The organism is Streptomyces sp. NPDC096013 (genome assembly GCF_044763565.1).
Taxonomy (GTDB): domain Bacteria; phylum Actinomycetota; class Actinomycetes; order Streptomycetales; family Streptomycetaceae; genus Streptomyces.
The window spans coordinates 432,395-451,544 of sequence record NZ_JBIWGK010000007.1 but is presented as its reverse complement, the minus strand read 5'-3'; the positions used below and the strand labels follow the sequence as shown (position 1 = coordinate 451,544).

The 19,150-nt window shown below is 70.4% G+C and carries 16 protein-coding genes and 1 tRNA gene; 9 read left to right on the top strand and 8 right to left on the bottom strand.

The window, feature by feature from the left end; translation table 11 throughout:
• The first annotated feature begins 31 nt into the window (after nt 1–31).
• Nucleotides 32–1,501 (top strand): cellulose binding domain-containing protein, encoded by a 1,470-nt coding sequence (locus ACIRB1_RS25540; protein ID WP_403467096.1) that lies wholly within the window; start codon nt 32–34, stop codon nt 1,499–1,501.
• A gap of 243 nt (nt 1,502–1,744) precedes the next feature.
• Here the strand turns inward: ACIRB1_RS25540 and ACIRB1_RS25535 are convergent, their stop codons facing one another.
• On the bottom strand, nt 1,745–3,172 hold the full coding sequence (locus ACIRB1_RS25535) for a GH1 family beta-glucosidase (RefSeq protein WP_403467095.1): 1,428 nt from the start codon (nt 3,170–3,172) through the stop codon (nt 1,745–1,747).
• Nucleotides 3,173–3,315: 143 nt separating this feature from the next.
• The gene (locus ACIRB1_RS25530) at nt 3,316–4,359 is read right to left on the bottom strand and encodes a LacI family DNA-binding transcriptional regulator (protein ID WP_403467094.1); all 1,044 of its coding nucleotides are present in this window, start codon (nt 4,357–4,359) and stop codon (nt 3,316–3,318) included.
• 492 nt (nt 4,360–4,851) lie between these two features.
• On the opposite strand from ACIRB1_RS25530, the gene ACIRB1_RS25525 reads away from it, so the two are divergent.
• From ACIRB1_RS25525 to ACIRB1_RS25505, 5 genes are all read left to right on the top strand, one after another.
• A complete protein-coding gene (locus tag ACIRB1_RS25525) occupies nt 4,852–6,171 on the top strand; it encodes an extracellular solute-binding protein (RefSeq protein ID WP_352184403.1) in 1,320 nt (439 codons plus the stop codon).
• A gap of 275 nt (nt 6,172–6,446) precedes the next feature.
• Nucleotides 6,447–7,439 carry a sugar ABC transporter permease gene (locus tag ACIRB1_RS25520; protein ID WP_352184404.1) on the top strand — a complete coding sequence of 331 codons (993 nt, stop codon included), beginning with the start codon at nt 6,447–6,449 and terminating at the stop codon, nt 7,437–7,439.
• Nucleotides 7,440–7,453: 14 nt separating this feature from the next.
• Entirely contained in the window at nt 7,454–8,374 is a 921-nt protein-coding gene (locus tag ACIRB1_RS25515) for a carbohydrate ABC transporter permease (RefSeq protein WP_352184405.1), read from the top strand.
• A 165-nt stretch (nt 8,375–8,539) separates the two neighbouring features.
• Nucleotides 8,540–9,994, top strand: coding sequence for a GH1 family beta-glucosidase (locus ACIRB1_RS25510; protein ID WP_403467093.1), 1,455 nt, complete (start codon nt 8,540–8,542; stop codon nt 9,992–9,994).
• A 172-nt stretch (nt 9,995–10,166) separates the two neighbouring features.
• A complete protein-coding gene (locus ACIRB1_RS25505; RefSeq protein ID WP_352184407.1) occupies nt 10,167–11,222 on the top strand; it encodes a LacI family DNA-binding transcriptional regulator in 1,056 nt (351 codons plus the stop codon).
• 32 nt (nt 11,223–11,254) lie between these two features.
• On the opposite strand, the gene ACIRB1_RS25500 is transcribed toward ACIRB1_RS25505, so the two are convergent.
• Nucleotides 11,255–11,827 (bottom strand): TetR/AcrR family transcriptional regulator, encoded by a 573-nt coding sequence (locus ACIRB1_RS25500; RefSeq protein ID WP_403467158.1) that lies wholly within the window; start codon nt 11,825–11,827, stop codon nt 11,255–11,257.
• Between the two features lie 130 nt (nt 11,828–11,957).
• On the opposite strand from ACIRB1_RS25500, the gene ACIRB1_RS25495 reads away from it, so the two are divergent.
• Nucleotides 11,958–12,725, top strand: a complete 768-nt coding sequence (locus ACIRB1_RS25495; protein WP_403467092.1) for a serine/threonine protein kinase — start codon at nt 11,958–11,960, stop codon at nt 12,723–12,725.
• Between the two features lie 95 nt (nt 12,726–12,820).
• Here the strand turns inward: ACIRB1_RS25495 and ACIRB1_RS25490 are convergent.
• The 4 genes from ACIRB1_RS25490 to ACIRB1_RS25475 all read right to left on the bottom strand — a co-directional run bounded on the left by ACIRB1_RS25490 (nt 12,821) and on the right by ACIRB1_RS25475 (nt 15,670).
• Nucleotides 12,821–12,893 (bottom strand) — tRNA-His (locus ACIRB1_RS25490).
• 82 nt (nt 12,894–12,975) lie between these two features.
• On the bottom strand, nt 12,976–13,578 hold the full coding sequence (gene orn, locus ACIRB1_RS25485; protein ID WP_352184410.1) for an oligoribonuclease: 603 nt from the start codon (nt 13,576–13,578) through the stop codon (nt 12,976–12,978).
• A 134-nt stretch (nt 13,579–13,712) separates the two neighbouring features.
• Nucleotides 13,713–14,969 (bottom strand): helix-turn-helix domain-containing protein, encoded by a 1,257-nt coding sequence (locus tag ACIRB1_RS25480; RefSeq protein ID WP_352184411.1) that lies wholly within the window; start codon nt 14,967–14,969, stop codon nt 13,713–13,715.
• A gap of 377 nt (nt 14,970–15,346) precedes the next feature.
• Entirely contained in the window at nt 15,347–15,670 is a 324-nt protein-coding gene (locus ACIRB1_RS25475) for a hypothetical protein (RefSeq protein ID WP_403467091.1), read from the bottom strand.
• A 301-nt stretch (nt 15,671–15,971) separates the two neighbouring features.
• On the opposite strand from ACIRB1_RS25475, the gene ACIRB1_RS25470 reads away from it, so the two are divergent.
• Together ACIRB1_RS25470 and ACIRB1_RS25465 are read left to right on the top strand one after the other, a co-directional pair.
• Complete coding sequence (locus ACIRB1_RS25470; RefSeq protein WP_352184413.1) at nt 15,972–16,499, top strand: universal stress protein; 528 nt, start codon at nt 15,972–15,974, stop codon at nt 16,497–16,499.
• A gap of 141 nt (nt 16,500–16,640) precedes the next feature.
• Nucleotides 16,641–17,204 (top strand): GPR1/FUN34/YaaH family transporter, encoded by a 564-nt coding sequence (locus tag ACIRB1_RS25465; protein ID WP_403467090.1) that lies wholly within the window; start codon nt 16,641–16,643, stop codon nt 17,202–17,204.
• Between the two features lie 123 nt (nt 17,205–17,327).
• Here the strand turns inward: ACIRB1_RS25465 and glmS are convergent, their stop codons facing one another.
• Nucleotides 17,328–19,145, bottom strand: coding sequence for a glutamine--fructose-6-phosphate transaminase (isomerizing) (gene glmS, locus ACIRB1_RS25460; RefSeq protein WP_403467089.1), 1,818 nt, complete (start codon nt 19,143–19,145; stop codon nt 17,328–17,330).
• Nucleotides 19,146–19,150: the final 5 nt, after the last annotated feature.

Here is a 19,150-nt window from a genome sequence, read left to right as displayed (position 1 = left end):
CCCACCCCCGTACGGCGAAAGCAGGCACGCGATGAGCACGCACCGGCGCAGGATCAGCAAGAGGAACAAGGTGATCGGCGGAGTGGTCGCCGCCGCGGTGGTCGGTGGCGGCGCGATCCTGCTGACCGGCAGCGCCCAGGCGGCGAGCGTCGGCGCGGCGTACACCAGGACCAGCGAATGGTCCACGGGGTACACCGCGCAGTACGTCGTCACCAACACGACCGGTGCCAGAGAGAAGGACTGGACGCTGGAGTTCGACCTGCCGTCCGGCGCGACGCTCAGCTCGCTGTGGGACGCCGAGTCGAGCGTGAGCGGGCAGCACGTCACCGTGAAGCCGCCGAAGTGGGACACCGACGGTCTCGCGGCCGGCGAGTCCGTCACCGTCGGTTTCGTGGTCAGCGGCACCGCCCAGCCGACCGGCTGTCTCATCGACAACGCCAAGTGCTCGACGGACAGCACCGCGACGCCCGAGCCGAGCGGCCGCCCGACCCAGACGCCTACGCCCACCGCCACCCCCACCCCCACGGCCAAGCCGACCCCCACCCCCACCCCCACGCCCACCGCGCCCACCGCCTCCCCGACCCAGAGCAGCGGCACCGGCACGGCCGCGGGCGCGGGCTTCGCCCCGTACGTCGACACCTCCCTCTACCCGGCGTTCGACCTGCTCGCCAACGTCACCGCGACCGGCGTGAAGACCTACAACCTCGCCTTCATCACCGACGGCGGCGGCTGCACCCCGAAGTGGGGCGGCGTGACGGACCTCGCGAGCGACGGCGTGGCCTCCCAGATCGGCGCGCTGCGCGCCAAGGGCGGTGATGTGCGCGTCTCCTTCGGCGGCGCGTCCGGCTCCGAGCTGGCGACGACCTGCGGTTCGGCGAGCGCGCTGGCGACGGCGTACGGCAAGGTCGTGGACGCGTACGGCCTCACCAAGGCCGACTTCGACATCGAGGGCGGCGCGCTGCCCAACACGGCGGCGAACACCATCCGCGCCCAGGCGATAGCCAAGCTCCAGCAGCAGCACCCGGACCTGGACGTCTCCTACACGCTCCCGGTCATGCCCGAGGGCCTCACCCAGGACGGCGTGAACCTGCTCACCAACGCCAAGGCCAACGGCGTGAAGATCAGCACGGTCAACATCATGGCGATGGACTACGGCCCCGCGTACAGCGGCGACATGGGCACCTACGCCACCCAGGCGGCGACGGCGACCCAGGCCCAGGTCAAGAGCGTGCTGGGCCTGTCCGACAGCGCCGCCTGGAAGGCCGTGGCGGTCACCCCGATGATCGGTGTCAACGACGTCGCGTCCGAGATCTTCAAGGTCGACGACGCGACCCAGCTGGTCGACTTCGCCAAGTCCAAGGGCCTGGGCGGCCTTTCGATGTGGTCCGCGACCCGCGACAAGCAGTGCGCCGGTGGCGCGAAGCCCGCGGCGGACGCGACGTGCAGCTCGATCGTCCAGGGCGCCGGCGCGTTCACCAAGGCGTTCGCGGCGTTCCAGTAAGCGTGTAGGGCAGGGGAGTTGGGCGGATCGGAGATCTCCGATCCGCCCAACGGGCTTACCCGGCAGGTCAATTGAGTGTCCGTCCCGGGCGGCGCGTGGCTCAGAACGGCCCCGGGCCCGCCGAAGCCCCCGAACCCGCCCGATCCGCACCCCGCCGAGGCACCCCGCACACCACACACCGGGGCGCGGCACGCCCCCCATGGCATGCCGCGCCCCGCCCCCGTCCCCCGGTTTCCCCGTGGGTCAGGCGTCCTCCGCCGAGGGGAGCGTGCCCGTGCGGGCCGCCTCGCCGTACCACCGGGCGCTCGACTTGGGCGTACGGGCGAGCGTCGCGTAGTCGACGTACACCGCGCCGAACCGCTTCTCGTACCCGTACGCCCACTCGAAGTTGTCCATCAGGGACCACAGGTAGTAGCCCCGTACGTCCGCGCCGTCCGCGATCGCGCGCCGCACCGCCGACAGATGGCCGTGCAGGTAGGCGATCCGCTCCGGGTCGTGGACGTTGCCCTCCGGGTCGGGCTTGTCGTCGTAGGCCGCGCCGTTCTCCGTGACGTACAGCGGCAGTCCCGGTGCCTCCCGCGTGTACCGGTGGATCAGGTCGTAGAGGCCGGTCGGGTCGATCGTCCAGCCCATCTCCGTGCGCTCGCCGGGGGTCTGGAGGAACGCCACGTCGTCCGCGCCCGGCCAGGGGGAGAACGAGCTCAGACCGTGGCCGTCGGCGCGCGGGCTGCCCGTCGGGGCTGCCTCCGTCGCCTCCACCAGGGTGGGGGTGTAGTAGTTCAACCCCAGGGCGTCCAAAGGTTGGTGAATGAGCGTCAGGTCGCCGTCCCGGACGTACGACCAGTCCGTGACCGACCGGGTCGCGTCGATCAGCGACTTGGGATACGACCCGTGCAGCATCGGCCCGTGGAATACCCCGTTGGCCAGGTCGTCGATCTTCCGGGCCGCCGCCATGTCCTCCGGGGAGAGCGAAGCGGGCCTGACCACCGAGGAGTTGAGGCTCACCGCGATCGAGCTGCCGGCCGGTATCGCGGTGCGCAGCGCCGAAGTCGCCAGCCCGTGCGCCAGGTTGAGGTGATGCGCGGCCTTCAGGGAGGCCGCCGGGTCCGTACGGCCCGGCGCGTGCACCCCCGAGCCGTAGCCCAGGAACGCGCTGCACCAGGGCTCGTTGAGCGTGATCCACTGCTCCACGCGGTCGCCCAGCGCGTCGCCCACGATCTGAGCGTACTCGGCGAAGCGGTACGCCGTGTCCCGCGCCGGCCAGCCGCCCGCGTCCTCCAGCTCCTGCGGCAGATCCCAGTGGTAGAGGGTCAGCGCGGGCTTGATGCCGTGCGCGAGCAGCTCGTCGACCAGGCGGCGGTAGAAGTCCAGGCCCACCTGGACCGCGGGGCCCCGGCCGGTCGGCTGCACCCGAGGCCAGGAGACCGAGAAGCGGTACGCCGTCAGACCCAGGTCCGCCATCATCGCCACGTCGTCGCGGTACCGGTGGTAGTGGTCGACGGCGATGTCACCGTGCTCACCACCGGCCGTACGGCCCGGCGTATGACTGAACGTGTCCCAGATCGAGGGCGTACGGCCACCCTCCCGCACCGCCCCCTCGATCTGGTAGGCGGAGGTCGCGGCCCCCCAGAGGAAGGCAGGGGGAAAGGCCGCGGTCGTCAGGTCGGGCATGGAACCGCTCCCATGGGGTCGAGTGGGCCCATTATGCATGGGAGCGCTCCCATGGGTAAAGGGGCTCGCACCTTCGAGCTCTTCCACTCGCGTCCCGGTGTCTTCCACTCGCCCCCCGCCACGCTAGCGACCCGCGTGCCCCCTCAGGCCGACTCCCGTACCACCAGCCGTGTCGGCAGGACCACTTGGCGGTGGCCGTCGCCGCGGTGGGCTATCTCGTCCAGGAGGATGCTCGCCATGGTGCGGCCCATCTCCTCCAGGGGCTGGCGGACGCTGGTCAGCGGGGGGTCGATGTGCCGGGCCACGATCGAGTCGTCGAAGCCGACGACGGCGACGTCGTCCGGCACCCGCCGCCCTGACGCGCGTAGCTCCAGCACCGCTCCCGACGCCATCACGTCGGACGCGGCGAAGACGGCGTCGAGGCCGGGCCGTCTGCGCAGCAGCTCCCGCATGGCCGCGCGCCCGCCCTCCTCGCGGAAGTCGCCGTAGGCGATCAGGTCCTCGTCGACGGTGATGCCCACGCCCTCCAGCGCCTCGCGGTAGCCGTCGAGCCGGGCCTGGGCGGCGTCCATGTCCAGGGGCCCGGTGATGGTGGCGACGGTCCGGCGGCCGGTGGCGAGCAGGTGCTCGACGGCGATCCTGGCACCGCCGTTGTTGTCGGCGCGGACGTGCCCCAGCGGCTCCCCGTGGCCGCGCCGGCCGGCGAGCACGGTCGGCACGGCGAGTTCGTGCAGTTGGTCGGGCAGCGTGTCGCCGCTGTGGACCGAGAGGATCAGCACGCCGTCCACGCGGTGGGCGGACAGGTAGCCGGCCAGCCGCGCGTACTCCTTCTCGTCCGGCGTCAGGACCAGCAGCAACTGCATCTGCGCGCTGGCGAGTTGGGCCGACACACCGCGGATGATCCCCGAGAAGTAGGGCTCGGAGAAGAGCCGGTCCTCCCCCTCGGCGACGACCACGGCGACCGAGTCGGTACGGCGGGTCGCCAGCGAACGGGCGGCCGGGTTCGGGACGTAGCCGAGTTCGTCGATCGCCCGCTCCACCGCCGCGCGGGCGTGGTCGCTCACCTTGGGGGAGCCGTTGATGACCCGGGAGACCGTGCCGCGGCCGACGCCGGCGAGCGCGGCCACGGCGTTGAGCGTCGGGCGCCGGACGTCCGCGCGCCGGGGCGGCTGCTCGGCAGGGCTCATCGTTCACCTTCCGGCGATCAGTGGGGACTTGCCTCATTCTTGCCCAGAAATTCTGGCGGCGGCCCGGCCGGGCGGTTCCGGCGCCGTACCCGCGCGGCCACTCCTTGGATCACCTGCGTGAATCCTGTGCGCGACGGGTTCGTGTCCGGCCGGTGACGCCTGGTGGAGCGACACATTCACGTGACGTACGGAACACGCTTGCGCAACAAGCCCGTTTTCAAGTCTTGACACCCGGCCCGGCACGAAGGAGTCTTCCGGCATGCCGCGTGGGAGCGGTCCCACGGAACCTCGGGGGCCTCCTCCCGTGTGGACGAAACCACCAACGGCCCGTCCCTCTATCTCGCATGGCACACCGTTGACCAGCACCTTTTCACCGCACGTCCAGTGCTGTGGGCTGGCCGCTGCTCGAAACGAGAGGGCAGGTCCGGATCGTCGAGCCTCGGCGGTCCGATTCCTGAGACCCCGTTCCCCACTGGAACAAGGAGTAGTGGAATGCGCATCACCCGTACCGGCGGCGGCCAAGGCCGCAGAGCAGCGGCCCTAGCCACGACGGTCCTGACAGCCTCGGCTCTGTTGCTGACCGGCTGCAGCAGCGACAGCTCCTCGGACGCCAAGGACTCGAACGGGAACATCACTCTCACGGTGGCCGACTTCGGGCAGTTCGGCTACAAGGAAGCCGGCCTGTTCGCCCAGTACCACAAGCTGCACCCGAACATCACGGTCAAGGAGAACACCACCGCCAACGAGCAGGACTACTACCCGAAGCTCCTTCAGCAGCTGAACACGGGTAGCGGCCTCGGGGACGTCACCGGCATCGAGGTCGGCCGCATCAAGGAGGTCGTCGACACCCAGGCGGCCAAGTTCGCCGACCTCAGCAAGTCCATCAACGTGAGCGACTGGGTCTCCTGGAAGGAGAAGCAGGCCACCGCGTCGGACGGTTCGGTCATCGGCGCCGGCACCGACATCGGCCCGATGTCCCTGTGCTACCGCTCGGACCTCTTCAAGGCGGCGGGCCTGCCCACGGACCGCGAGGCCGTCGCCAAGGCCGTCGCGGGCGGCTGGGAGGACTACCTCAAGCTCGGCGAGAAGTTCAAGGCGAAGGCGCCCAAGGGCACCTACTTCATGGACTCCGCCAGCGCCATGTACAACGCGGTCGTCAGCTCCTCCGCGCAGCAGTACTACGACGCTTCCGGCAAGGCGGTCTACAAGAACAGCCCGGCCGTGCAGCAGGGCTGGAACCTGGCCGCGGAAGCCGCCTCGAAGAAGCTGACCGAGGGTCTGCCCCAGTTCACCGACGCCTGGACGGCGGCGCTGCGCAAGGGCACCGTCGCCACCGTGGCGTGCCCCGCCTGGATGGCCGGCCAGATCTCCATCAACTCCGGTGACGCCTACAAGGGCAAGTGGGACATCGCCCGTGCGCCCGGCACCAGCGCGGGCAACTGGGGCGGTTCCTTCCTGGCCGTGCCCAAGAGCGGCAAGAACGTCAAGGCGGCCACCGACCTGGTCAAGTGGCTGACCGCTCCGGCGCAGCAGGCCGCCGTCTTCAAGGCGATCGGTGTCTTCCCGTCCAACAAGGGCGCCTACGACCTCGCCAGCGTGAAGAACGCGACGCTGCCGTACTTCAACAACGCCCCCATCGGCCAGATCTACGCCGACGAGGCGAAGGCCATCCCCGAGGCCGTGCTCGGCGCGAAGGACGGCACGATCAAGGACACGATCTCCACGCAGATCAACAACATGGAGCAGCGGGGCACCAAGCCCGACAAGGCGTGGAAGGCCGCGACCGACTCGATCGACAAGGTGATCGGCTGACACAGACCGCGGTGCGGGCGGCCCGGCGGCCGCCCGCACCGCGCTGCGTGCGTGGGGCCGCCCGGCGGCTCCCGCCGTAGGCGCGGGGTCGCCCGCAGCGGCCCCGGTCGTCAAGTGCCGGTCTCTTCCGCGGTGTTCGGCGCACACTCACCGGACACCGCCGCACCGTGTCCGCCGGACCGGCGACCCGCCGACGACGTGTCCCGGGCCGGGTGCCCGGCCCCGCGCCAGCCCCCTGCCCGTACCCGGCCGAGATCCAGGGAAGGACCCCCTCCGTGGCAACCACAACCCCCACCCGGGGCGCCCCGACCCCGCCACCCGGCGGCGTCGGCGCCGTGCCGAAAGAACCCAGCGTGTGGCGTACCCGTCTGTGGCGCCTCGACGACAAGGCGTCGCCGTACGCGTACATCGCCCCCTTCTTCCTCATCTTCGGTGCCTTCGGTCTCTACCCGATGCTGTACACGGGCTGGATAGCCATGCACCGGGTGGAGATGACGAGCCTGAACCAGTCCGAGTGGGTCGGCTGGGACAACTTCGCCAAGATCCTCCAGGACTCCGAGTTCTGGACGGCCGTCACCAACACCTTCGTGATCGGCGTCATCTCGACCGTCCCGCAGCTCCTGATGGCCCTGGGCCTGGCCCATCTCCTCAACTACAAGCTGCGCGCCAGCACGTTCTGGCGGACGGTGATCCTCACCCCGTACGCCACCTCGGTGGCGACCGCGGCCCTGGTCTTCGCCCTGGTCTTCCGGGCCGACGGCGGCCTGCTCAACTGGGTGCTGCACTTCGTCGGGGTCGGCAACACCGACTGGGGCAACGGCCAGTGGTCGTCCAAGCTCGCCATCTCGGCCATCGTGATCTGGCGCTGGACCGGCTACAACACGCTGATCTATCTCGCGGCCATGCAGGCCGTGCCCGCGGACCTGTACGAAGCGGCCTCGATCGACGGGGCGACGCGCTGGCAGCAGTTCCGCAAGGTGACCATTCCCTCGCTGCGGCCGACGATCCTGTTCACCATCGTCATCTCGACCATCGGGTCCATGCAGCTGTTCGGTGAGCCGCTGCTGTTGCAGGGCGGCACGCTCGGCTCCACCGGAGGCAGCGAGCACCAGTACGAGACGCTCAGCATCTACCTCTTCAACTACGGCTGGAAGCTCGGGCACCTGGGCCCGGCCGCGGCCGTCGCCTGGGCCATGCTCGTCCTCCTGCTGCTCATTGCCCTGATCAACCTGATCGTCGGCCGGGTCCTGCGCAAGAGCGCGGCGTGACGGGAGCGATATCGATGACCACGACCAGCACCACCCCGACCGCGCCGGACCTCGATCCGGCGCCGCTTCCCGTCACCCCCGGCCCCGGCCGCCGCCGCTTCAAGATCGGCGCCGGCCAGCAGCTCAAGGGCGGCCCGTTCACCTACGCGGCCCTGATCATCGTCGGCCTCGGCTCGGTGTTCCCGCTGTACTGGACACTGGTGGCCGCCTCGCACGACCAGCAGCGGGTCCTCGACAGCCCGCCGCCGCTCCTGCCGGGCGGCCGGCTGTGGACCAACCTCCAGGCGGCCTGGGACCAGGCCCACCTGGGGAAGGCCATCGTCAACACCGTCGTCGTGGCCGGCTCCATCACCGCGGCCACGCTGTTCTTCTGCACCCTCGCCGGGTACGCCTTCGCCAAGATGCGCTTCCGCGGCCGGGGCGCCCTGATGACCGCGGTCATCGCGACCCTGACGATCCCGCCCCAGCTCAGCGTCGTACCGCTGTTCATGATGATGGCGAACATCGGCTGGGGCGGAAAACTGGAGTCGGTGATCTTCCCGACCCTGGTCGGCGCCTTCGGTGTCTTCTTCATGCGCCAGTACCTGCTGGAGGCGCTGCCCTACGAACTCATCGAAGCGGCCAAGGTGGACGGCGCGACCAACATCCGCATCGTGTGGAACGTGGTCCTGCCCGCCGCCCGCCCCGCGATGATGGTGCTCGGGATGCTCACCTTCGTGCAGGCGTGGAACGACTTCTTCTGGCCCTTCCTCGCGCTGAACCAGGACAACCCCACCATCCAGGTCGCGCTCGGCCAGCTCAGCGCCTCCTACACCCCCGACCAGAGCATCGTCATGGCCGGTGCGCTGATCAGCACCCTCCCGCTGCTCCTGGTGTTCGTGATCTTCGGCAAGCAGATCATCGGAGGCATCATGGCGGGCGCCGTCAAGGGCTGACGCCGGGCTGCCAACCGCCTTTCGCGCAGGCCCAGTCCCCCCTTCCGTACGGCCCGCCGCGCGCGGGCCGTACCCGGCCGGGCGCCCGCCGCCGTGCCCCGTCCGCTTCCCCTCACCGCCGGACCCCCGTCCGGCTTTTACTCACTCCACTTCGGGAGCGCTCACATGACCGCCGTACGACATGAGACCAAGGCCGAACCGGCCGCCGCCCTTTCCTTCCCCCCGGGCTTCGTCTGGGGTGCCGCCACCGCCGCCTACCAGGTGGAGGGCGCCGCCGCGGAGGACGGCCGGACCCCCTCCATCTGGGACACCTTCAGCCACACCCCGGGAAAGGTGCGCAACGGCGACACCGGTGACATCGCCGCCGACCATTACCACCGGTACCGCGACGACGTGGCCCTGATGAAGGACCTCGGCCTGAAGGCGTACCGGTTCTCCATCTCCTGGTCCCGGGTCCAGCCCACCGGCCGAGGGCCCGCCGTGGAGCGCGGACTCGACTTCTACCGCCGGCTCGCCGACGAACTCCTCGCGGCCGGCATCACCCCCGTCGCCACCCTCTACCACTGGGACCTGCCCCAGGAGCTGGAGGACGCGGGCGGCTGGCCGCAGCGGGACACCGCGCACCGCTTCGCCGAGTACGCCGAGATCATGGGCCGGACCCTGGGCGACCGCGTCGGCCTGTGGACCACCCTCAACGAGCCCTGGTGCAGCGCGTTCCTGGGCTACGGCTCCGGCGTGCACGCTCCCGGCCGCACCGACCCGGCGGCCACCTTGCGCGCCGCGCACCACCTCAACCTGGGTCACGGCCTGGCGGTCGGGGCGCTGCGCGAGGTCCTGCCGGCCTCCGCGCAGACCTCCATCACCCTCAACCTGCACCAGGTGCGCGCGCTCACCGGCAGCCCCGAGGACGCGGAGGCAGCCCGCCGTATCGACGCGGTCGGCAACCGGATCTTCACCGGCCCGCTGCTGGACGGTGCCTACCCCGAGGACCTGCTCGCCGACACCGCGCACCTCGTCGACTGGACGGAACTGGTGCGGGACGGCGACCTGGCCGAGATCTCCCGGCCCATCGACGTGCTCGGCGTCAACTACTACGCGCCGACCGTCGTCTCGGCCGGCTCCGGTGACGGCACCACCAAGAACGACGGCCACGGCGCGAGCGACCACTCCCCGTGGACCGGCTCCTCGAACGTCGACTTCCACCTCGCCAACGACCAGCTCACGGCGATGAACTGGGCGATCGACCCCAGCGGCCTGCACACCCTCCTGACCGACCTGGCCGCCTCGCACCCCGGGCTGCCGCTGATGGTCACGGAGAACGGCGCCGCGTTCGACGACTACGTCTCCCCCGAGGGCCTGGTCAACGACCCGCAGCGCATCGCCTACCTGCACGCCCACCTCGCCGCCGTCCGCCGGGCCATCGCCGACGGCGCGGATGTCCGCGGCTACTTCCTCTGGTCGCTGCTCGACAACTTCGAATGGTCCTACGGCTATTCGAAGCGCTTCGGTGCCGTCTACGTCGACTACTCCACCCAGCGCCGCATCCCGAAGGCGAGCGCCCACTGGTACGCCGGGGTGATCCGGGGCAACGCGCTGCCGGCCGTCGGCGAGGACGGGTGAGGCCCGGCCGCCCGGTCTGAGGGGCGCCGCCCGGACAGCTGCCGTGTCCCGCCGTACCGATCCACGGCTCGGTGGGCGGGGACCGCGGCCGGCGAGGGACGATGGAGGCGGGGCGTCCGGGCCTCGGCTGTTACATTCCTGGCCTGAAAGCTGCGAACGGAAGGCGGCGACCATGGCGGTCAGCGGTGGGCGGAACCGGGGCGGCAGACGGCCGACCCTGGAGGAGGTCGCCGCCCGTGCCGGGGTGGGCCGCGGCACGGTCTCCCGGGTGATCAACGGCTCGCCCCGGGTCAGCGACGCGACCCGCGCCGCCGTCGAGGCGGCGGTCGCGGAGCTCGAGTACGTCCCGAACACGGCGGCCCGGGCGCTGGCCGCCAACCGCACGGACGCGATCGCCCTGGTCGTCCCCGAGCCGGAGACCCGCTTCTTCGCGGAGCCGTACTTCTCGGACATGCTCAAGGGTGTCGGCACCCAACTGGCCGACACCGAGCTTCAGTTGCTGCTCATCTTCGCGGGCAGCGACCGGGAGCGGCAGCGCCTCGCCCAGTACCTGGCCGCCCACCGGGTGGACGGCGTCCTGCTCGTCTCGGTTCACGCGGACGACCCGCTGCCCGACCTGCTGGCCGCGCTGGAGATCCCGGCGGTGATCAGCGGTCCCCGGTCGGCCACCGAGCCCCTGACCTCCGTCGACTCGGACAACTACGGCGGAGCCCGGTCGGCCGTCGAACACCTCCTGTCCCGGGGCCGCACCCGCATCGCCCACATCACCGGCCGCCTCGACGTCTACGGTGCCCAGCGACGCGTCGACGGCTACCGCGCGGCACTGCTCGACGCGGGTCACGAAGTGGACGAACACCTCATCCAGCCGGGCGACTTCACCGAGGAGGGCGGGCGCCGCGCGATGACGGAACTGCTGTCCCGCAGCCCCGACGTCGACGCGGTCTTCGCCGGTTCGGACGTGATGGCGGCGGGCGCCCGCCAGGTCCTCCGCGAGGAGGGCCGCCGGATACCGGACGACGTGGCCCTCGTCGGCTACGACGACTCGGCCATCGCCCGTCACATGGACCCGCCGCTCACCAGCGTGCGCCAGCCGATCGAGGAGATGGGCCGCTCGATGATCGACCTGCTGCTCGGTGAGATCGCGGACCGCCGCCCGGCGGCAGCACGCGGCCCGGAGCGCCGACAGGCCGTCCTGGCAACGGAGTTGGTGACGAGAGCGTCGTCGTGACAAGGGGCGCGCGGCCGGTCTGACCCCGCCCGCTAACCGGGCCGTACGGCGTCCCAGCCCCGCTCCAGCAGGTCGAACGCCGCGTCCAGCGTGGCCCTCGGGTCCGGGGAGGACTCGGCGAGGGTGCGGGCCTCCAGGGCGAAGTGGGCCAGGGCCGCGCAGCGGGGGTCGTCGGCGGGGGCGCCGGTGGACTCGGCGATCGCCGCCGCCACCGCGTGCTGGTGGCGCATCCACATCCGGCGGTGGTACTCGGTCAACGCCGGTGTGCCGCGCACGAGTTGGTGGAAGGTGGTGAGCTGCTCGCTGCCTTCGGCGGAGAAGAGCAGTGCGCCCAGCAACTGCTCGCGCAGCGCCTGCGGGACCGACGTCCCCGGGGCCCGGTCGCGGACCGCCGCGACCAGGGCGGCCTCCTGGTCCGCGTCCAGGTCGAAGACCAGCGCCTCCTTGCTGGGGAAGTGCTTGAAGAGCGTCGTCGTGGACACGTCCGCCGCCTCGGCGACATCCCGGATGCTCACCTGGTCGTAGCCGTGCTCCAGGAACAGCTCCAGCGCCGCGTCGGCCAGCGCCTGCCGGGTGGCGGCCTTCTTCCTCTCGCGGCGGCCCATCGTCGCTACGGTGGTCGGCGTCTCGCTCATGCCCCCACACTACCGCTCGGTTGCCTCGCTCCAAAAGTCCACTCGTTCCACTTACGCGGTGCCTGTCCCTTTCCGGTGGCGTCCACGAAAGGAGCGCTCCTTGCCCGATCCCCACCCCCTCCTGGCCGTCGACGCAATCCCCGCGACCGTGCCGTACCTCCGCACGGTGGGCGAACTCTTCCGCGCCTTCCGCGACCAGGACTCCGGCTGCGTCTCCTACGGCGTCCAACTCCCGGACGGCGAACGCTGGTTCGTGAAGGAGGCGACAACTCCCGCCGCCCAGAAGTCACTTGACCGCGCCTGGACCTTCCACCGGGCGGTACGGCATCCCGCGATCGTCCCCCAGCTCCACCGCATCACCGTCGCGGACGACCACACGGCGACCGTCATGCCCTGGCACCCCGGCGAGTCCCTCTACGGCCCCGCCCGAGCCCTGCCGCTGACCTCCGTCCTCCGCGCGGTCGACCGCGTCCTGGACGCCCACCTCGCGGTGGAGGCCGCGGGAATGGTCGCCGTCGACCTCTACGACGGCGCGTTCCTCCACGACTTCGGCGCCGACGTCCTCCGCCTCATCGACCTCGACGAGTACCGACCCGGCCCCTTCGTCCTCCAGGAGGACCGCCTCCCGGGCTCGGCCCGCTTCATGGCCCCCGAGGAATGGCGGCGCGGCGCCCGCATCGACATCCGCACGACGGTCTACGCCCTCGCCCGCACCGCCCGCCTGCTCCTCGACGCCCGAGACCGCGAACGGGCATGGCGCGGCACGCCGGCCCAACTCGCCGTACTGGAAAGGGCCACCCGCCCCGACCCCGCCGAACGCTTCGCGGGCGTACGGGAGTTCACGAACGCGTGGCGCGCCGCCACCTGACCTCGCCGTCGTGCCACTCGCCGGTCGGGGATGTGCGTGCCGGAAAACGAATCAGCCGGTGACTCCGTTTCCGGAGTCACCGGCTGATTACTCAGGGTGAGTGACGGGACTTGAACCCGCGACTTCCTGGACCACAACCAGGTGCTCTACCAGCTGAGCTACACCCACCATGCCCGGTCGTTCACTCGAAGGCTTACCGACCGGCCGAGAAAAAGTGTACAGGGTCCGAAGGGGTGCTCGCGCACGCCTTTTACGGCGTGGGCAGGACGTGCTTCGCGGCGATCGTGCGGGCGGTCTCCGAGTCGGGTCCGGGCTGCGGGACGAAGATCGCCTCGCGGTAATAGCGCAGCTCGGCGATGGATTCGCGGATGTCGGCGAGGGCCCGGTGGTTGCCCTTCTTCTCTGGGCTGTTGAAGTACGCCCGCGGGTACCAGCGGCGGGCCAGCTCCTTCACCGAGGACACGTCCACGATGCGGTAGTGGAGGTACTCCTCCAGGGTCGGCATGTCACGGAGCAGGAAACCGCGGTCGGTGCCGACCGAGTTGCCGCACAGCGGGGCCTTGCCCGGCTCCTTGACGTGCTCCCGGATGTACGCCAGGACCTGTTCCTCCGCGTCGGCCGGCGTCGTACCGCCCGCCAGCTCGTCGAGCAGCCCGGATGCGGTGTGCATCTGGCGTACTACGTCCGGCATCGTCTCCAGCGCCCGGTCCGGCGGGCGGATGACGATGTCCACCCCTTCGCCGAGCACGTTCAGCTCGGAGTCGGTGACGAGGGCGGCCACCTCGATGAGAGCGTCGTCTGACAGCGAGAGGCCGGTCATCTCGCAGTCGATCCACACCATGCGATCGTTCATGTGTCTAACCTTAAGGTGCGTCCCGCTCGGCTGAGCCGACCGTGCGGTGACCTTGTGCTCCGGGCAGACGCGAAAACTCCCGGAGACCCCCTGGGGGAGACCTCCGGGAGAGTCCCGTCCTGCCTGTGGCGGTCCTACGTGCCGCTCCGCTGGCCGGGCAGACTCGCCGCCCGACTGGAGGCGTACGCCTCACGCCCGTTCTCCGCCGAGCCGGCCGACGCCGACGCCGACAGCGCGCTCGCCGCCGTACGCCGTGACTGCATCGGGACCGGGCCGTCCGGGTGCAGCGCGGGCGGCAACCCCGCCGGACCCAGCGACGCCGGACCGCCGGGCTGGCCGGGAGCGCCGTCGGTGTCCACCTGCTTGTCGCCCTGGGGCCTGCGGGCCCGGTACGCGGCCCGGTAGGCGGCGGGCGACGAGCCCAACTGACGCCGGAAATGGCCACGCAGAGCCACCGGCGAGCGGAAGCCGCAACGGCCCGCGACCTCGTCCACCGAGTAGTCCGACGTCTCCAGCAGACGCTGCGCCTGGAGCACCCGCTGCGTGATCAGCCATTGCAGGGGAGCGCTCCCGGTGAGCGAGCGGAAGCGGCGGTCGAACGTACGCCTGCTCATGTACGCGCGAGCCGCCAGCGTCTCCACGTCGAACTGTTCGTGGAGGTGCTCCAGCGCCCAGGCGACGACCTCCGCGAGCGGGTCGGCGCCGATCTCCTCCGGTAAAGACCGGTCGAGGTAGCGCTCCTGGCCGCCGCTTCGGCGCGGGGGGACCACCAGGCGCCGGGCGAGCGCGCCGGCCGCCTCGTTGCCGTGGTCCGTCCGCACGATGTGGAGACAGAGATCGATTCCGGCCGCCGTACCGGCCGACGTCAGGACGTCCCCGTCGTCGACGAAGAGCTCCCTCGGATCGACGTGCACCGACGGATAGCGCTTGGCCAGCGTCGGCGCGTACATCCAGTGGGTGGTCGCCGGGCGGCCGTCCAGCAGGCCCGCGGCAGCCAGCACGAAGGCGCCGGTGCACAGGCCGACGATGCGGGCCCCTTCTTCGTGCGCGCGGCGGATCGCGTCGAGCGCCTCCTCCGGCGGTGGCGAGGTGATCGATCGCCAGGCCGGCACGACGACGGTGCCCGCCCGTGAGATCGCTTCCAGGCCATGCGGTGTGGTGAGTTCCAGCCCCCCGGTGGTCCGCAGCGGTCCTTCTTCGCCGCCGCACACAAGGAGGCGGTAGCGCGGAACTCCGGCGTCCTGCCGGTCGATTCCGAACACCGACAGCGGTATGGAACTCTCGAAGATGGGGCCGCCGCTGAACAGCAGCACCGCGACGATCTCCTTGCGGCGTCGCCCGGAAAGCTTCCGGGCTGCGGCTTCCGGCGCGGCAGTGGAGTCGTGGCTCATACTGCTAAGCCCCCCTCGGTGGTCGCGGCTCCTCGGTTGTGTCGCTCCTGCACGTTTCCCCTCGGTCCTGCACGAGTCCCCCGCCGTAAGACGTCAAGATCGAATCTACTGTGTCCAGTGGTGCCGGGGTGACCAGTTCGGCAACCGGCACATTGTCGACATGGCAACTTGGCGTGAAGCATTCGATCACGAAGCGTTGCACTCGTGGGCCGTGCAGGGAAGTGCGCCTCGTCGTAGTGGCCAATCCCCGTAGGGTGCGCAAGCCCTCCCAGACCCTTTCGGTGCAGGTGGAACGGGGGTTGGGGGGTGGTTCGGACAACAGATGCGCGGTGGCCGGAAGTTGGCTGAAAAGCGTCGGGCGCGTGCGCGGAAACCGGTCAGTCGACCGGTGTACTTCCCCCGGCGCGCCGCCCGCCCCTGTGCGCCCCCGCCCCGGCCCGGTGCCGGTGGCCCCGGTGCGGGGGCTGTTCTTCGGCCAGCAGTCGTACGGTGCTCCGCTCGGACCGGCGCAACAGCACCCGGCAGGCGGCGGTGACGGCCGCGAGACCCAGTGCCGTACCCGTGGCGCCGGCGAGGGAGGTGCCGTACCAGAGGAGGACCAGGGGGACGACGACACAGCTGAAGACCGCCCAGCGCACCACATCGGTCGCGGTGTCCGGGCCGGGGCGTGACTCGGAGGTCGTCGTACGGTGTCCGGGCATGGCGTGCTCCCTGGGGCGGCGGCTCGCCGGGTTCAACGCGTGTTCGATGCGTCGGTCACTGTAGGGCACCCCGTCGGTAAGTGAATCCTGTGCAAACCGCCTGTACGGGGCAGCAACCATTGCGTTACGGGCGCCCCCTCGTGCATGCTCCGGGGAACTCCGCCGGAGCGCGTGCGGGATATGGGCGAAGGAGGAGTGCCGCCGTACCCTTGGGGGTATGGGGTTGGGAAGATGATTCCCGGACACAGCTCCGCCGCATCCTGTTGTCCCCTCCCAAGAGGATCAAAACGCCGAGACATCCATGGCCGGTCACGAAGCTTTCGAACCCGCGGACCGCAAGCGGCCCGTCGCCGATCCCACGGCGGCCGAGCCCCTGGCGGCGGAAGAACCACGTCATTCCTGCGATCCCGCCTTCAAGCACGGCGTGGTCGTCGGCTTCGACGGCTCCATGTCCAGTGAGCGTGCCCTCGCCTACGCGATCGGCATGGCCCACCGCTCCGGCTCGGGGCTGATCATCGTCCATGTCGCCAACCGGCTGCCCACCACGGTGTGGGCGGGCTGCGAGCCACCGGTCTTCGTCGATGTGCCGGACCACCGCACCGAGGTGCTGGGTCTGGAGCTGGCGTGCGCCGAGTACCTGGCGGAGGTGCCCTGGATCCTGGTCGAGCGCGGCGGCGACATCTGCCACGAGCTCGAAGAGGTGGGCCGGGAGTACGAGGCGGACGCGATCGTCGTGGGCTCGACGCACGGCATCGTCGGACGCATCTTCGGCTCCGTCGCCGGGCGGCTCGCGAAGCGGGCGCAGCGGCCGGTCATCGTCATTCCCTGACGCGCCGTCCGGATTCCCCGACGCCTCGCCCGAACTCGTCGGCCGGCCCCGAATTCCCTGCTGTGCAGAGGTGTTTGTGCCCTTGTGAAGGGCATATATCGGTCACACCGCACCAACGCACCTGCACGAAGGGAGCCCGCCGTGGACAATGACGTCTCCGCGGGAAGCACCACCTCGATCGTCGGCCGACTCGCCCTGGGAATCACCCTGTTGGCCTTCGGCCTCGGGTACACGAAGGTCATCGACGGCGTCTCCACGGCTGATGCCGTGTCAGTCGCCCACTATGTGGGCGGAGTTGCCCTCTTCCTCGTCGGACTGCTCGCTTTCCGCGACGGCGACACGGTCAGTGGTACGGCGTTCACCGCGTTCGGCGCGCTCTGGTTCACCTGGGCCGTCTCCGCGGGCAACTCCGCGTCGGACAACGCGGCGGGGCTGTTCCTGGTCCTGTTCGCCCTCGTCGCGCTCTCGGTGACGCTCGCGGGCGGGGATCAACTCACCCAGGGGACCTACGGGTTGTTCTTCGTGTCGCTCGTGCTGCTCGCGATCGCTCAGTTCGCCGGGAACGACGGGCTGGGGAAGGTCGGGGGGTGGTTCGGGGTCGCCGCGGGGGCTGTCGCCTGGTATTCGGCGACGGCGGCATTGGCTCACTGGCCGACGGTGCTTCCTCGGCGGGCTGCTGGTCGGGGCGTGACGGCTACCAGTTGACCGGCAGCGGAACGGCCCCCCGCGTGGATGAGGCACACGTGGGGGGCCATTCTGTTTCGTCGGCCTCTGCGGCCGGTGGGGGCTTGTCGCGCAGTTCCCCGCGCCCCTCAAGGCAAAGGGCGTCTACTCGACCGTGACCGACTTCGCGAGGTTCCGCGGCTTGTCGATGTCCCGGCCCAGGGCCAATGCCGTGTGGTAGGCGAGGAGTTGGAGGGGGATGCCCATCAGGATCGGGTCCAGCTCGTCCTCGTTCTTGGGGACGACGATGGTCTGGTCGGCCTTTTCCTGGTGCTGGTGGGCCACCGCCAGGATGCGGCCGCTGCGGGCCTTGATCTCCTCCAGGGCGGCGCGGTTCTTCTCCAGGAGGTCGTCGTCGGGGACGATCGCGACCGTGGGCAGGGCCGGCTCGATCAGGGCGAGGGGACCGTGCTTCAGCTCCGAGGCGGGGTAGGCCTCGGCGTGGATGTAGGAGACCTCCTTGAGCTTCAGGGAGGCCTCGCGGGCCACCGGGTAGCCGCGGACCCGGCCGATGAAGAGCATGGAGCGGGCCTCGGCGTACTCGGCGGCCAGCTTCTTGATCTCCTCCTCCCGGTCCAGGATCTCGGTGATCTGGGACGGGAGCTTGCGCAGACCCTCGATGATGCGCTTGCCGTCGCGGACGGAGAGGTCCCGGGTGCGGCCGAGGTGCAGGGCCAACAGGGCGAACGCCACTGTGGTGTTGGTGAAGCACTTGGTCGAGACGACACAGACCTCGGGGCCCGCGTGGACGTACATGCCGCCGTCCGCCTCGCGGGCGATCGCCGAGCCGACGACGTTCACCACGCCGAGGACACGGGCGCCCTTGCGCTTCAGCTCCTGGACCGCCGCCAGGACGTCGTAGGTCTCGCCGGACTGGGAGACCGCGATGTAGAGGGTGTCGGGGTCGACCACCGCGTTGCGGTAGCGGAATTCGGAGGCGGGCTCGGCGTCCGCGGGGATGCGGGCCAGCTCCTCGATCATCTGGGCGCCGATCATGCCCGCGTGGTAGGAGGTGCCGCAGCCGAGGATCTTGACGCGGCGGATCTGCCGGGCCTCGCGGGCGTCCAGGTTCAGGCCGCCGAGGTGCACGGTGGAGAAGCGGTCGTCGATGCGGCCGCGCAGCACGCGGTCCACGGCGTCGGCCTGCTCGAAGATCTCCTTGTGCATGTAGGTGTCGTGGCCGCCCATGTCGTAGGAGGCGGCCTCCCAATCGACGGTGGTCGGCTCGGACGTGGTGCGGGTGCCCTCGGTCGTGTATGTCCGGAAGTCGTCGGCCTTGAGGGTGGCCATCTCGCCGTCGTCCAGGGTGACTATCTGGCGCGTGTGTGTCACCAGTGCGGCGATGTCCGAGGCGACGAACATCTCCTTCTCGCCGATGCCGAGGACCACCGGGGAGCCGTTTCGAGCCACCACGATGCGGTCGGGGAAGTCGGCGTGCAGGACGGCGATGCCGTAGGTGCCCTCGATCACGCGGAGCGCGTCGCGGACCTTGTCCTCCAGCTTCTCCTGCTGCGAGCGGGCGACGAGGTGGGTGAGGACCTCGGTGTCGGTCTCGGAGAGGAACTCGACGCCGTCCGCCTCCAGTTTCTTCCGGAGGTCGGACGCGTTGTCGATGATGCCGTTGTGGACGACGGCGACCTTGCTGTCCGCGGACATGTGCGGGTGGGCGTTCACGTCGGACGGCGCGCCGTGCGTGGCCCAGCGGGTGTGGGCGATGCCGGTGGTGCCCTTGAAGCGCGCCGGGACCTTGGCCTCCAGGTCACGGACCCGGCCCTTGGCCTTGACCATCTTCAGGCCGGCCGTCTTCGGGGTGGTGACGACGATGCCCGCTGAGTCGTAGCCGCGGTACTCCAGCCGTTGCAGACCCTCCAGCAGAAGCGGAGCGACGTCACGCCTGCCGATGTATCCGACAATTCCGCACATGTATG